17 protein-coding genes are annotated in these 13,064 nt (G+C 71.7%); 15 read left to right on the top strand and 2 right to left on the bottom strand.

Annotated features, from left to right (window positions below; all coding sequences use genetic code 11):
- Positions 1-79 precede the first annotated feature (79 nt).
- Positions 80-1,687, bottom strand: coding sequence for an oxidoreductase (locus tag QMK30_RS06385; protein ID WP_283516176.1), 1,608 nt, complete (start codon positions 1,685-1,687; stop codon positions 80-82).
- A gap of 158 nt (positions 1,688-1,845) precedes the next feature.
- On the opposite strand from QMK30_RS06385, the gene hisD reads away from it, so the two are divergent.
- The 8 genes from hisD to hisF are packed head-to-tail and all read left to right on the top strand — an operon-like array spanning position 1,846 to position 7,580.
- Positions 1,846-3,180: a histidinol dehydrogenase gene (gene hisD / locus QMK30_RS06380; RefSeq protein WP_283516175.1), complete on the top strand. Its 1,335-nt coding sequence runs from the start codon at positions 1,846-1,848 to the stop codon at positions 3,178-3,180.
- The gene (locus tag QMK30_RS06375) at positions 3,177-4,301 is read left to right on the top strand and encodes a histidinol-phosphate transaminase (protein WP_283516174.1); all 1,125 of its coding nucleotides are present in this window, start codon (positions 3,177-3,179) and stop codon (positions 4,299-4,301) included. The genes hisD and QMK30_RS06375 overlap by 4 nt, the downstream gene beginning before the upstream one ends.
- The gene (gene hisB, locus QMK30_RS06370) at positions 4,298-4,900 is read left to right on the top strand and encodes an imidazoleglycerol-phosphate dehydratase HisB (RefSeq protein ID WP_283516173.1); all 603 of its coding nucleotides are present in this window, start codon (positions 4,298-4,300) and stop codon (positions 4,898-4,900) included. The genes QMK30_RS06375 and hisB overlap by 4 nt, the downstream gene beginning before the upstream one ends.
- Complete coding sequence (locus QMK30_RS06365; protein WP_283516172.1) at positions 4,897-5,064, top strand: CG2302 family histidine operon protein; 168 nt, start codon at positions 4,897-4,899, stop codon at positions 5,062-5,064. The genes hisB and QMK30_RS06365 overlap by 4 nt, the downstream gene beginning before the upstream one ends.
- Positions 5,055-5,702 carry an imidazole glycerol phosphate synthase subunit HisH gene (gene hisH, locus QMK30_RS06360; RefSeq protein ID WP_283516345.1) on the top strand — a complete coding sequence of 216 codons (648 nt, stop codon included), beginning with the start codon at positions 5,055-5,057 and terminating at the stop codon, positions 5,700-5,702. Before QMK30_RS06365 ends, hisH begins: the two co-directional genes overlap by 10 nt.
- On the top strand, positions 5,702-6,433 hold the full coding sequence (gene priA, locus QMK30_RS06355; protein ID WP_283516171.1) for a bifunctional 1-(5-phosphoribosyl)-5-((5-phosphoribosylamino)methylideneamino)imidazole-4-carboxamide isomerase/phosphoribosylanthranilate isomerase PriA: 732 nt from the start codon (positions 5,702-5,704) through the stop codon (positions 6,431-6,433). Before hisH ends, priA begins: the two co-directional genes overlap by 1 nt.
- Positions 6,430-6,828: a RidA family protein gene (locus QMK30_RS06350; protein ID WP_283516170.1), complete on the top strand. Its 399-nt coding sequence runs from the start codon at positions 6,430-6,432 to the stop codon at positions 6,826-6,828. Before priA ends, QMK30_RS06350 begins: the two co-directional genes overlap by 4 nt.
- Positions 6,825-7,580 carry an imidazole glycerol phosphate synthase subunit HisF gene (hisF, locus tag QMK30_RS06345; protein ID WP_283516169.1) on the top strand — a complete coding sequence of 252 codons (756 nt, stop codon included), beginning with the start codon at positions 6,825-6,827 and terminating at the stop codon, positions 7,578-7,580. Before QMK30_RS06350 ends, hisF begins: the two co-directional genes overlap by 4 nt.
- 30 nt (positions 7,581-7,610) lie before the next feature.
- On the opposite strand, the gene QMK30_RS06340 is transcribed toward hisF, so the two are convergent.
- On the bottom strand, positions 7,611-8,246 hold the full coding sequence (locus QMK30_RS06340) for a TIGR03085 family metal-binding protein (RefSeq protein ID WP_283516168.1): 636 nt from the start codon (positions 8,244-8,246) through the stop codon (positions 7,611-7,613).
- Between the two features lie 136 nt (positions 8,247-8,382).
- On the opposite strand from QMK30_RS06340, the gene hisI reads away from it, so the two are divergent.
- From hisI to trpM, 7 genes are all read left to right on the top strand, one after another.
- Complete coding sequence (gene hisI / locus QMK30_RS06335) at positions 8,383-8,772, top strand: phosphoribosyl-AMP cyclohydrolase (protein WP_283516167.1); 390 nt, start codon at positions 8,383-8,385, stop codon at positions 8,770-8,772.
- An 11-nt stretch (positions 8,773-8,783) separates the two neighbouring features.
- The gene (locus QMK30_RS06330; protein ID WP_283516166.1) at positions 8,784-10,268 is read left to right on the top strand and encodes an anthranilate synthase component I; all 1,485 of its coding nucleotides are present in this window, start codon (positions 8,784-8,786) and stop codon (positions 10,266-10,268) included.
- A 17-nt stretch (positions 10,269-10,285) separates the two neighbouring features.
- Complete coding sequence (locus QMK30_RS06325; protein WP_502963076.1) at positions 10,286-10,954, top strand: TIGR02234 family membrane protein; 669 nt, start codon at positions 10,286-10,288, stop codon at positions 10,952-10,954.
- A gap of 97 nt (positions 10,955-11,051) precedes the next feature.
- Entirely contained in the window at positions 11,052-11,300 is a 249-nt protein-coding gene (locus QMK30_RS06320; protein ID WP_283516165.1) for an HGxxPAAW family protein, read from the top strand.
- A 121-nt stretch (positions 11,301-11,421) separates the two neighbouring features.
- Positions 11,422-11,877, top strand: a complete 456-nt coding sequence (locus QMK30_RS06315) for a DUF2752 domain-containing protein (protein WP_283516164.1) — start codon at positions 11,422-11,424, stop codon at positions 11,875-11,877.
- Positions 11,878-11,992: 115 nt separating this feature from the next.
- Positions 11,993-12,802, top strand: coding sequence for an indole-3-glycerol phosphate synthase TrpC (gene trpC, locus QMK30_RS06310; RefSeq protein ID WP_283516163.1), 810 nt, complete (start codon positions 11,993-11,995; stop codon positions 12,800-12,802).
- Between the two features lie 9 nt (positions 12,803-12,811).
- On the top strand, positions 12,812-13,036 hold the full coding sequence (trpM, locus tag QMK30_RS06305; RefSeq protein WP_283516162.1) for a tryptophan biosynthesis modulator TrpM: 225 nt from the start codon (positions 12,812-12,814) through the stop codon (positions 13,034-13,036).
- Positions 13,037-13,064 lie beyond the last annotated feature (28 nt).

The following is a 13,064-nucleotide window of genomic DNA, read 5'->3' as shown; positions in this document are numbered from 1 at the left end:
GGACGAGAAGGTTGTGCGGATCGACGTCAAGGGATGGCAAAGAAGCGGGGTGATCGGCCGCCTCCCCGCTCACGGAGCGTCAGTTCCGGCGCAGCAGCCGCGACGCCCCCGCCGCGACCGTCGTGGCCAGGATCCAGCCGAGCAGGACAAGGCCGGCACCGACCCACTGCCAGCCACCCGTCAGCACCCAGTACCCCTCCTGCCCCAGATTGATCACCGGCAGCAGCAGATCGAGGGCGAAGAGGGGCGGGTTCCACTTGGGGTGCTCGGCGTTCTTGAGCGCGTCCGGGTCGAGCTGGGCGAACGCCACGGCCCCGGCGGCCCACAGCACGGCCATCCACACCGCGGCCCGGCCGGGGCGGTAGCCGTACGCCACGGTCCAGTCCTGCAGGAGGCCCCACAGCTTTCCGGCGATCGGCAGGGTCTCGCGGCGTCTGCGCTGCTTGGCGAGGAGGACCTCGCGGGCGTCGGCGTCCTCGCCGCTGTTGCGCAGTACGGCGGCCAGGCGCTCGTAGGGTTCCGGGGCGTACTCCGGTGTCGCGGCCGTCACCCACTCCAGTCGCAGCGCGAGCGGGAACTGGCCGCGCGGAACGAGGTTGTCGTAACTGAAGCCGTTCATCGTCAGCCCACCGGGGCCCGGCCAACTGGCCGCCCTGTCCACCAGGTTGCCGACCTTCGCGCCGGACAGCACCACCTTGCCGTGCTCGGGCCGCTCCCCGAGGAAGCGCAGCTCGGGGACCTGGATCCGGCGCATCGACAGCTCTTGGCCGAGCGACATGAGGAACCGGGCACCCTCCATGTCCACCGCGTCCCCGAACCGCCCGTCGTCGAGCCTGATGCCGCCCTCGCACGCGAAGTGCTGGAGCCTGGTGCCGTGCAGCGGGGTGTTCGCGATGCCGTACGGGGGAGTGGCGCCCAGGGGCACGCTCCGGGGGGCGACTCCGGCCGCGGTCAGATAGAGGGTGCGCTCCACGGTCAGCTGCGGTGCGTTCAGCGCGCGGCGCCCCGCCGGGGTGTAGGGCGCGCGCAGCCGGCTGCCGCGCAGGCTCAGTGACACACCGACCTTCGCGCCGCGCAGGCTGAACTCGCCGTGCGACTCGATCATCTCGGCCTGCAGGTCCTGGGCGACGAACAGGCCGTCCGCGGAGATCGAGCGGCCCTTGCGGTCCTGATGCACGACGATCTGGCTGATCAGCAGGTCCGTGCCGATCTGGGCGTCGGTGAGCCGGATGCCCCCGGGCACCTGGCAGCCCGGTAGGTGCAGGTCACCCTGGGTGCGCAGCCGGGAGGCCTCCAGCCGGGGTATGGAGCAGCCGACCATGCGCAGCGTCGTGAAGTGGCACTCCGGCAGCTGCACCTCCTTCTCGAAGCGGCACCTGTTGAGCTCGACGTACGGCTCGACCCGGCCGCCCGCCAGATTGAGGGTGCCGGCGATCTGCACACCGGTGAGCTTGAGGGAGGCGACCCGGCCCGGGGTCGCGGACGGCCCGCTGAGCAGTAGCAGCGCCACCACGCGGGCGCGCACGCTGCGGTCGGGGGACCAGGGCCTGGCAGCCATCGGATCGTCCAGGACGGGATTTCGGGTGCTCAGGTCGTACGTGATGCCGTTGCGGAAGGCCTGCCACATGCCGAGCTCCGACGCGCTGAGCCAGTCGGGCGCTTCGACCTCGCTCTGCGGCTCCGTCAAGTGCCGCCCCCTCCCGTATTCGTACACCTGATCCCTCTCTTGGTTCTTCCCTTTGAGTGACGGGCTGAACACTGGGGGTCATGAACGAGTTCTGGGGTCGGTATCAGTCAGTGATACAGACGTCCGGTACCGGGAAGCGGTCTGAGAGAATTGACCGTGTGATCTCTCGAATCGATCTGCGCGGTGACGCCCTCCCCGAGGGCGCCGACCTGCGCGGCCTGCTGCCCCGTGCCGAGTTCGACGTGGAAGCCGCCCTGGAGAAGGTGCGGCCGATCTGCGAGGACGTCCATCATCGGGGCACCGCGGCGCTGATCGACTACGCGGAGAAGTTCGACGGCGTGAAGCTGGAGCGGGTGCGGGTTCCCGCGCGGGCGCTGAGCGACGCGCTCGCCGAGCTCGACCCCGTCGTTCGGGCGGCCCTGGAGGAATCGATCAGGCGGGCCCGCCTGGTCCACCGAGAGCAGCGCCGCACCACGCACACCACCCAGGTCGTCCCCGGCGGCACGGTCACCGAGAAGTGGGTGCCCGTCGACCGGGTCGGGCTCTACGCGCCCGGCGGCCTCTCCGTGTACCCCTCCTCCGTGATCATGAATGTGGTGCCCGCGCAGGAGGCGGGCGTCCCGTCCATCGCGCTGGCCTCCCCGCCGCAGGCCGCCTTCGGCGGACTGCCGCACCCCACGATCCTGGCGGCCTGCGCGCTGCTCGGCATCGACGAGGTGTACGCGGCGGGCGGCGCCCAGGCCGTGGCGATGTTCGCCTACGGGACCTCGGGCCCCGACGGCTGCGCCCCCGCCAACATGGTCACCGGGCCCGGCAACATCTGGGTGGCTGCGGCCAAGCGCTACTTCACCGGGCGCATCGGCATCGACACCGAGGCGGGCCCGACCGAGATCGCGGTCCTCGCGGACGACACCGCGGACCCGGTGCACATCGCCGCCGACCTGATCAGCCAGGCCGAGCACGACCCGCTCGCCGCCGCCGTCCTGGTCACCGACTCCGTCGCACTGGCCGACGCGGTCGAGAAGGAGCTGGCTCCGCAGGTGGCTGCCAGCAAGCACCGCGCGGACCGGATCGAACCGGCGCTCGCGGGCAGGCAGTCCGCGATCGTGCTGGTCGACGGGCTCGACGAGGGCCTGCGGGTCGTCGACGCGTACGGCGCGGAGCACCTGGAGATCCAGACGGCCGACGCCGCCGCGGTGGCCGACCGGGTGCGCAACGCGGGCGCGATCTTCGTCGGACCGTGGTCACCCGTCTCCCTCGGCGACTATTGCGCGGGCTCCAACCACGTCCTGCCGACCGGCGGCTGCGCCTGCCACTCCTCGGGCCTGTCCGTGCAGTCCTTCCTGCGCGGCATCCACATCGTGGACTACACCCGCGACGCGCTCGCGGACGTCGCGCACCACGTGGTGACCCTCGCCAACGCCGAGGACCTGCCCGCGCACGGCGCCGCCGTGAAGGCCCGCTTCGACGGATGGAAGGTGCCGCAGCGATGACCCGCGGCCCCCGTGTCACCCGCATCGATGATCTGCCCGTCCGTGACGAGCTGCGCGGCAAGTCCCCCTACGGCGCGCCCCAGCTCGACGTACCGGTGCGGCTGAACACCAACGAGAATCCGTACCCGCTGCCCGAGGCGCTCGTCGAGCGGATCGCCGAGCGCGTCCGGGAGGCCGCCCGCGCACTCAACCGCTACCCGGACCGGGACGCGGTCGAGCTGCGCACCGAGCTGGCCCGCTACCTCACCCGCACCGCGGGACACGAGGTCGCCGCGGCCAACGTCTGGGCGGCCAACGGCTCCAACGAGGTCATCCAGCAGCTGCTGCAGACCTTCGGCGGACCCGGCAGGACCGCCATGGGCTTCGAGCCCTCGTACTCGATGCACGCCCTCATCTCCCGGGGCACCGGCACCGGCTGGATCTCCGGGCCGCGCAGGGAGGACTTCACCATCGATGTGGCGGCGGCCCGCCACGCCATCGCCGAGCAGCGGCCCGACGTCGTCTTCATCACCTCGCCCAACAACCCCACGGGCACGGCCGTCGAGGCCGACACCGTCCTCGCGCTGTACGACGCGGCGCAGGCGGTCAAACCGACCCTGGTCGTGGTCGACGAGGCGTACGGCGAGTTCAGCCACCACCCCTCCCTGCTGCCGCTGATCGAGGGCCGCCCGACCCTGGTCCTCTCCCGCACCATGTCCAAGGCCTTCGGCGCCGCGGGCCTGCGCCTGGGCTATCTGGCCGCCGACCCCGCGGTGGTCGACGCCGTACAGCTGGTGCGCCTGCCGTACCACCTGTCCTCCGTCACCCAGGCCACCGCGCTCGCCGCCCTCGAACACACCGATACCCTGCTCGGGTACGTCGAGCAGCTCAAGACCGAGCGGGACCGCCTGGTCACCGAGTTGCGCGCCATGGGCCGCGAGGTCACCGACTCGGACGCGAACTTCGTGCAGTTCGGCCGCTTCGACGACTCCCACACGGCATGGCAGCAGATCCTCGACCAGGGCGTCCTGGTCCGTGACAACGGCGTACCGGGCTGGCTCCGGGTCACCGCCGGCACCCCGGCCGAGAACGACGCGTTCCTCGATGCGGTACGCGAAATGACGAAGGAGCAGAGCGCATGAGCCGCGTAGGACGCGTGGGACGCGTGGAGCGCACCACCAAGGAGACTTCGGTCGTCGTCGAGCTCAACCTCGATGGCACCGGCAAGGTCGATGTGTCGACAGGCGTCGGCTTCTACGACCACATGCTCGACCAGCTAGGCCGCCACGGCCTCTTCGACCTCACCGTGAAGACCGACGGCGATCTGCACATCGACTCGCACCACACCATCGAGGACACCGCGCTGGCGATCGGCGCCGCCTTCAAGCAGGCCCTCGGCGACAAGGTCGGCATCTACCGCTTCGGCAACTGCACGGTGCCGCTGGACGAGTCGCTCGCCCAGGTCACCGTGGACCTCTCCGGACGCCCGTACCTCGTGCACACCGAGCCCGAGAACATGGCGCCGATGATCGGCGAGTACGACACGACGATGACCCGGCACATCCTGGAGTCCTTCGTCGCGCAGGCGCAGATCGCCCTGCACGTGCACGTCCCGTACGGGCGCAACGCGCACCACATCGTGGAGTGCCAGTTCAAGGCCCTGGCCCGCGCCCTGCGCTACGCGTGCGAGCACGACCCGCGTGCCGCCGGCATCCTCCCCTCGACCAAGGGCGCACTGTGACCGGCCTGAACACCATCCTCATCGTTGTCGGACTCTTCCTCCTCGGCGGCGTGTACTCCTTCTGGAAGCAGCAGCTGCCCAAGGGCGTCATCGTGCTGCTCGGCCTCGGCGCCGTGATGTGCCTGGCCGCCGGCATCATGCGGATCCAGGGACTCTGGGGATGAGCGAAGCGAAGAAAGTCGTCGTCTTCGACTACGGCTTCGGCAATGTCCGCTCCGCGGAGCGCGCCCTCGCCCACGTCGGCGCGGACGTCGAGATCACCCGCGACTTCGACCGGGCCATGAACGCCGACGGCCTGCTGGTCCCCGGCGTCGGTGCCTTCTCGGCCTGCATGAAGGGCCTGAAGGACGCCCGCGGCGACTGGATCGTCGGCCGCAGGCTGGCCGGCGGGCGCCCCGTCATGGGCATCTGCGTCGGCATGCAGATCCTCTTCGAGCGCGGCATCGAGCACGGCGTGGAGACCGAGGGCCTCGACGAGTGGCCCGGCACGGTCGGCCCGCTCCAGGCGCCGATCGTCCCCCACATGGGGTGGAACACCGTCGAGGCCGCCAAGGACAGCGAGCTCTTCGCAGGCCTCGACGCCGAAGCGCGCTTCTACTTCGTGCACTCCTACGCCGTGCACGACTGGAGCCTGGAAGTCACCAACGCCAAGATCCGCGTCCCCAGGGTCACCTGGGCCACGCACGGCGAGCCCTTCGTGGCTGCCGTCGAGAACGGGGCGCTGTGGGCGACCCAGTTCCACCCCGAGAAGTCCGGCGACGCCGGCGCCCAGCTGCTGACCAACTGGATCGGAACCCTCTGATGCCCTCCGCGAAGCTCGAACTCCTCCCCGCCGTAGACGTCCGCGACGGTCAGGCCGTGCGCCTCGTCCACGGCGAATCCGGCTCCGAGACGTCCTACGGCGACCCGCTCCAGGCCGCACTCGCCTGGCAGCGGTCCGGCGCCGAGTGGCTGCACCTCGTCGACCTCGACGCGGCCTTCGGCACCGGCGACAACAGGGCGCAGATCGCCGAGGTCGCACGCTCCATGGACATCAAGGTCGAGCTGTCCGGCGGCATCCGCGACGACGCCTCACTCGCCGCGGCCCTCGCCACCGGCTGCCGCCGCGTCAACCTCGGCACGGCCGCGCTGGAGACCCCCGAGTGGGTCGCCAAGGTCATCGCCGAGCACGGCGACAAGATCGCGGTCGGCCTGGACGTACGCGGAACGACCCTGCGCGGCCGCGGCTGGACCCGCGACGGCGGCGACCTCTTCGAGACGCTGGACCGCCTCGACGCCGAGGGCTGCGCGCGCTACGTCGTCACCGACATCGCCAAGGACGGCACGCTCCAGGGCCCCAACCTGGACCTCCTGAAGAACGTCTGCGCCGCCACCGACAAGCCCGTCGTCGCCTCCGGCGGTGTCTCCTCCCTCGACGACCTGCGGGCCATCGCCTCGCTGGTGCCGGACGGCGTGGAGGGTGCGATCGTGGGAAAGGCGCTGTACGCGAAGGCGTTCACCCTCGAAGAAGCGCTGGAGGCTGTGTCCTCATGACCGAAGTACGCCGTGTGTCGTCCGGTGCCCCGTGGGAGGAGATCTTCGGCTACTCGCGCGCGGTGGCGCTGCCCAACGGTCTTGTCCTGGTGTCCGGCTGTACGTCGACCGCCGACGGCCGGATCGCCGAAGGCACGCCCTACGAGCAGACCGTCATCGCGTTCGGGGTGGCCGTCGCCGCCCTGGAGGAGCTCGGCCTCGGCCGGGAGCACGTGGTGCGCACCCGGATGTACCTCACCCACGCCCGGGACGTGGACGATGTCGGCCGCGCCCACAAGGAGCTGTTCGACGACGTCCGCCCGGCCGCCTCAATGATCATTGTTTCCGGCCTCGTGGACCCCAGTCAGGTCGTCGAGGTCGAGGTCGAAGCCTTCCGAGGAGCACCCGAGTCATGACCCTCGCGATCCGCGTCATCCCCTGCCTGGACGTCGACAACGGCCGGGTCGTCAAGGGCGTCAACTTCCAGAATCTCCGCGACGCCGGCGACCCGGTGGAGATGGCCAAGCTGTACGACGCCGAGGGCGCCGACGAGCTGACCTTCCTCGACATCACCGCGTCCTCCGGCAACCGCGAGACCACGTACGACGTGGTGCGCCGCACCGCCGAGCAGGTCTTCATCCCGCTGACCGTCGGCGGTGGTGTCCGCACCACCGAGGACGTCGACAAGCTGCTGCGGGCCGGCGCCGACAAGGTCGGCGTCAACACCGCCGCCATCGCCCGCCCCGAGCTGATCCGCGAGATCGCGGAGCGCTTCGGGCGTCAGGTGCTCGTCCTGTCGGTGGACGCCCGCCGCACCGCGGCCGGCACCTTCGAGGTCACCACGCACGGTGGCCGCAGGTCCGCCGGCATCGACGCCGTCGAGTGGGCGCACCGGGCCGCCGAGCTCGGCGCCGGCGAGATCCTGCTCAACTCGATGGACGCCGACGGCACCAAGGACGGCTACGACACCGAGATGATCGCGGCCGTGCGTGCCCATGTCACCGTGCCGGTGATCGCGAGCGGCGGCGCCGGCAAGCTCGACCACTTCGCGCCGGCCGTCGCGGCGGGCGCGGACGCGGTGCTGGCCGCCTCCGTCTTCCACTTCGGCGACCTGCGGATCTCCGAGGTCAAGAACACCCTGCGGGAGGCGGGCCACCCCGTCAGGTAGCGCCGCGCCGCCCGCCGGCACGTGGGAGAGCTACGAGATACCGGGCTTGGTCTCGTGCAGGCGGGCCACCGCTTCCTTGTCGCCCTCCACCTCCACCCGCGCCGCGTCCTGCCGGCCGAAGGCGAAGAGCACCAGCTCCCCGGGCTCGCCGGTGACCGTCACCACCGGCGTCCCCCGGTGCGCCACCGCCGTCTGCCCGTCCGGGCGGCGCAGCACCAGGCCCACCGGGGCCTTGCGGCCCAGCACCCGCGCCATCTTCTCGATCCGCCCCCACAGGGCGTTCGCGAAGACCACGTCGAGCTCGCGGGGCGTCCAGTCGGGCTGCGCCCGCCTGACGTCCTCGGCGTGGACGTAGAACTCGATGGTGTTGGCCGCTTCGTCCAGCTGCTTGAGGGAGTACGGCGACATCCGTGGCGGACCCGTACGGATGAGCTGGATCAGCTCCTCGTACGGCTTCGCGGCGAACTCGGCCTGCACCCGCTCCAGGCGGTTCTTCAGGGCCCCCAGCAGGATTCCGCCCGCGGCATCGGGGCGGCGCTCACGCACCACGACATGAGCGGCTAGCTCGTGGGTCTTCCAGCCGTCGCACAGAGTGAGGGCGTCGGGTCCCGCCGCCTCCAACAGGTCGGCGAGCAGAAGTCGTTCACGCTTGGCATGGGTCGACATGACGGCCAGCGTACGGCGCGCCACCGTTCACTGCCACGGCGCCGCGCGTTCAATGTCCCCGCGGGTGCCCGCTCCGGCCGTCCAGAGACCGGACTGCGTGTCCACCGGGCCCCGCCCGCGCGGCACAATGGGGACCATGACCAGCGCGCCTCGCCCCAGCAGCCTCGACCCCGCCCTCGCCGCCCGCCTCAGGCGCAGCGCCGACGGACTGGTCCCGGCCATCGCCCAGCAGTACGACACCGGCGAGGTGCTGATGCTCGGCTGGATGGACGACGAGGCCCTGCACCGCACCCTCACGACGGGGCGCTGCACCTACTGGAGCCGCAGCCGCCAGGAGTACTGGGTCAAGGGCGACACCTCGGGGCACTTCCAGCACGTCAAGTCCGTCGCCCTGGACTGCGACGCCGACACCCTCCTCGTCCGGGTCGACCAGGTCGGCGCCGCCTGCCACACCGGCGCGCGCACCTGTTTCGACGCGGATGTGCTGCCTCTGGGAGAGTCTCCCGGACACTCTTCCGGCCAGTAGGGTCTGCGCTCATGGATCTGGAGACCTTCCGCAAGCTTGCCGTCGACCGTCGTGTCATCCCCGTCAGCCGCAGACTGCTCGCGGACGGCGACACCCCTGTCGGGCTCTACCGCAAGCTCGCCGCGGAGCGCCCCGGCACGTTCCTGCTGGAGTCCGCCGAGAACGGCCGCTCCTGGTCCCGCTACTCCTTCGTCGGTGTACGCAGCGCCGCGACCCTCACCGCGCGTGACGGCCGGGCGCACTGGCTCGGCACCCCGCCCGTCGGCGTACCACTGGAAGGCGACCCGCTGGACGCGCTGCGCGCCACCGTCGAGACCCTGCACACCCCGCACGACCTGGGCGACGACCTGCCGCCGTTCACCGGCGGCATGGTCGGCTACCTCGGATACGACGTCGTACGCCGCCTGGAGAAGATCGGCGAGCACACCCGCGACGATCTACGCCTCCCCGAGCTGACGATGCTGCTCACCTCGGACCTCGCGGTCCTCGACCACCGCTCGGGCACCGTCCTGCTGATCGCCAACGCGATCAACCACAACGACCTCGACACGGGCGTCGACGAGGCCTACGCCGACGCCGTCGGCCGCCTCGACGCGATGCAGGCTGACCTGGCACAGGCGATCCCCTCCGAACCCACCGCGCTGCCGCCGTCCGAGCTCCCGCCGTACACCGAGCAGTGGGGCGGCGAGGCCTACCAGGCCGTCGTGGAGGACATCAAGGAGCGCATCCGTGCGGGCGAGGCCTTCCAGGTCGTCCCCTCCCAGCGCTTCGAGACCCCGTGCACCGCGAGCGCGCTGGACGTCTACCGGGTGCTGCGCGCCACCAACCCGTCGCCGTACATGTACCTCTTCCGCTTCGACGGCTTCGACGTCGTCGGATCCAGCCCCGAGGCGCTCGTCAAGGTCGAGAACGGCCGCGCCATGCTGCACCCGATCGCCGGGACCAGGCCGCGCGGCACTACGCCGCAGGAGGACCAGGACCTCGCCGACGAGCTGCTCGCCGACCCCAAGGAGCGGGCCGAGCACCTGATGCTCGTCGACCTGGGCCGCAACGACCTCGGCCGGGTCTGCGAGCCCGGCAGCGTGGAGGTGGTCGACTTCATGTCGGTCGAGCGCTACAGCCACGTCATGCACATCGTCTCGACCGTGACCGGCCAGATCGCGCCGGGCCACGGCGCCTTCGACGTACTGACCGCGTGCTTCCCCGCCGGGACCCTCTCCGGCGCACCCAAGCCCCGCGCCATGCAGATCATCGAGGAGGTCGAGCCCTCCCGCCGCGGCCTGTACGGCGGCTGCGTCGGCTATCTCGACTTCGCCGGCGACTCCGACACCGCCATCGCCATCCGGACCGCGCTGCTCCGCGACGGCACGGCGTACGTGCAGGCCGGAGCGGGTGTGGTGGCCGACTCCGACCCGGTCGCCGAGGACACCGAGTGCCGCAACAAGGCGGCCGCGGTGCTGCGCGCGGTGCACACGGCGAACCGCCTCGGGGGCTGAACCTGGCGTAGGGGATAGTGGGGGACGTGAGTGCCGCATCCCCCGCCCCAGTGCCCCTTCCGCTTCCGCGCGGTGAGACCGGACCGGCCGTGTCGACCGGCCGCCGCAGTCTCGCCGTCGCCCTTCTGTCCGGCGCCGTCGGCGCCGTCGTCGTACTGCTCGCCGCGGGCCGGCCCTGGGCCGAGGGCACGGCCTCCGTGGGCGGCGGCTCGCTGCCACTGGTCGCCGACGGGCAGGACATCACCGGCGCCCCCGCCGCGCTGGCCATCGTCGGCCTGGCCGCGCTCGTCGCGGTGTTCGCCGTCCGCCGCGCCGGTCGGCTGCTGGTCTCCGCGCTGCTCGCGCTGAGTGGCGCGGGCGCCGCGGTCTCCGCGTACCTGGGCGCGTCCGACAGCTCGGCGCTCGACGAGAAGGCCGCCACGGCCACGGGCGACGCCACTGCCGCTGCCGCCGCCCTGACCCACACCGCCTGGCCGTACGTGACCGCGGTCGGCGGCCTGCTGATCCTGCTCGCCGGGCTGCTCGCCCTGTTCCGCGGCCGGAACTGGCCCGCCATGTCCGGGCGTTACGAGCGCGACGGCAGCCCCAGGCCCCGCAAGGCCCCGCGCGTGGCCCCGGACCCGGAGCGGCCCGAAGAGCTCTGGAAGGCCCTCGACCGCGGCGAGGACCCGACGCGCGACGCATGACCCCGGGCTCCACCCACGGGCCCGGGTACGGGACAATGGGCCGCGAGCACCCACTCACCACGACTCACCACAGAGCAACAGCAACGAGGAGCAACTCATGGCGGGCAGCAGCCACGGACACACCCCGGCCGCCTGGACCGGTGTCACCATCGCTTTCATCGGTTTCTGCGTTTCGGGCACCTTCATGGTGCTGGCCAACCCGCTCGGCGTCTGGGCCGGCCTGGCCGTGATACTGCTGAGTCTCGTTGTCGGTCTGGCCATGAGCGCCGCGGGCCTCGGCGCCCCGAAGGAGTCCGACGTGGTGCGCCAGGCCAGGATCGAAGCCGGGCAGATGCAGACCCGCTGACGGGTCGGTCGACCATCGGTCGCCCGGTCGAGAAGTACCGAAATCCGGCCTTCGCGGGTTTCGAGGAAAGGCGCAGCCCGGTCGGGCTGCGCCTTTCCTCGTGAGCAGGGACAATCGCCCCGTGGATGCCAAGCCTTCGCCCGCCCCCGCCCCCTCGCCGCCGCCCGCGACAGCCCCGGCGCCGCTCGCCCGGCGGCTGCTGACGCCGCTCGTCACCCTCGCGGGTGTCGCCGCGGCCTTCACCTACGTCGGCACGGTCGACCCCAACGAGCCGGGCCACTACCCGGCCTGCCCACTGCTCCAGCTCACCGGCATCTACTGCCCCGGCTGCGGCGGTCTGCGCAGCGCGCACGGAGTCGCCACCGGCGACCTGGCCGGGGCGTTCGGGGCCAACGCCATGGCCGTCGTCGGCTACGCGATCTGCGCCGCGCTGTGGGCCGTATGGGTGGTTCGTTCCGCCCGCGGACTGCCGATGCGGATCACTGTGAAACCGGTCTTCTGGTGGTCTCTGGGCGCCGTGGCCGCGATCTTCAGCATCGTCCGGAATCTGCCGTTCGGCTCGGCGCTCGCTCCGTGAAGTCCCAGGTGGTGGGATTGGCGCCCACCGGATGCGAGACCTTGGGCCTCCTGCGGATACCATCGGTATGGCTGATCCTGGTCCACCATCACTGTCCCGAAAGGGGGCCGCTCGCGTGAGTGTGCTCGACGAGATCATCGAAGGCGTCCTCGCCGACCTCGCAGAGCGGCAGACACGCGTCAGCCTCGACGAGCTCAAGGATCGCGCGGCCAAGGCCCCACAGGCGAAGGACGGTGTCGCCGCGTTGCGCGGCGACGGTGTCAAGGTCATCTGTGAGGTCAAGCGCTCCAGCCCGTCGAAGGGCGCGCTCGCCGCGATCGCCGACCCGGCAGGCCTCGCGGCCGACTACGAGGCGGGCGGCGCCGCCGTCATCTCCGTGCTGACCGAGCAGCGCCGCTTCGGCGGCTCGCTGGCCGACCTGGAAGCCGTACGTGCCAGGGTCGACGTGCCGCTGCTGCGCAAGGACTTCATGGTCACGGCCTACCAGCTGTGGGAGGCACGGGCGTACGGCGCAGACCTGGCGCTGCTGATCGTCGCGGCCCTGGAGCAGGAGGCCCTGGTCTCCCTCATCGAGCGGGCCGAGTCCATCGGCCTCACCCCGCTGGTCGAGGTCCACGACGAGGACGAGGTCGAGCGCGCGGTCGGGGCCGGCGCGAAGATCATCGGGGTCAACGCACGCGACCTCAAGACGCTCAAGGTCGACCGCGGTGTCTTCGAGCGCGTCGCCCCCGAGATCCCGGCGCACATCGTCACCATCGCCGAGTCCGGCGTGCGCGGCCCGCACGACCTCATCGCGTACGCCAACGCGGGCGCCGACGCGGTCCTCGTGGGCGAGTCCCTGGTCACCGGCCGCGACCCGAAGGGCGCCGTCGCCGACCTGGTCGCCGCGGGCGCCCACCCCGCGCTGCGCCACGGGCGGAGCTGACCCCACCCCATGACCGCTCCCCGCCGCCCCGCCACCCGCACCCGCACCCGGCCGGGCCCGCGCCCGTCCGTGGCGCGGGTCCGCGACCCGCACGCGCCGCTGGCGCGCGGGTGCCGCCCGCGTGGGTGCAGGGCGCCGGCGCGGCGGGTACTGGGACGCCGGGTGCGCTTCCACATCGGTGCGGAGCCCGGCCAGATCAACGGCATGCGATGGCGGGCCGAAGGCGCGTCGTAGCGAACCTGGCATGCCGGTACACGTGATC

The organism is Streptomyces sp. H27-C3 (assembly GCF_030063415.1).
GTDB lineage: Bacteria > Actinomycetota > Actinomycetes > Streptomycetales > Streptomycetaceae > Streptomyces.
This window is presented reverse-complemented; position numbering and strand designations above follow the sequence as displayed.

Coding starts and splice junctions, on each gene's coding strand:
- trpM (WP_283516162.1), top strand. CDS start 12,812: ATGACCGCTCCCCGCCGCCCCGCCACCCGCACCCGCACCCGGCCGGGC.
- priA (WP_283516171.1), top strand. CDS start 5,702: ATGCCCTCCGCGAAGCTCGAACTCCTCCCCGCCGTAGACGTCCGCGAC.
- QMK30_RS06350 (WP_283516170.1), top strand. CDS start 6,430: ATGACCGAAGTACGCCGTGTGTCGTCCGGTGCCCCGTGGGAGGAGATC.
- hisF (WP_283516169.1), top strand. CDS start 6,825: ATGACCCTCGCGATCCGCGTCATCCCCTGCCTGGACGTCGACAACGGC.
- QMK30_RS06375 (WP_283516174.1), top strand. CDS start 3,177: ATGACCCGCGGCCCCCGTGTCACCCGCATCGATGATCTGCCCGTCCGT.
- QMK30_RS06340 (WP_283516168.1), bottom strand. CDS start 8,246: ATGTCGACCCATGCCAAGCGTGAACGACTTCTGCTCGCCGACCTGTTG.
- hisB (WP_283516173.1), top strand. CDS start 4,298: ATGAGCCGCGTAGGACGCGTGGGACGCGTGGAGCGCACCACCAAGGAG.
- QMK30_RS06320 (WP_283516165.1), top strand. CDS start 11,052: ATGGCGGGCAGCAGCCACGGACACACCCCGGCCGCCTGGACCGGTGTC.
- QMK30_RS06330 (WP_283516166.1), top strand. CDS start 8,784: ATGGATCTGGAGACCTTCCGCAAGCTTGCCGTCGACCGTCGTGTCATC.
- hisI (WP_283516167.1), top strand. CDS start 8,383: ATGACCAGCGCGCCTCGCCCCAGCAGCCTCGACCCCGCCCTCGCCGCC.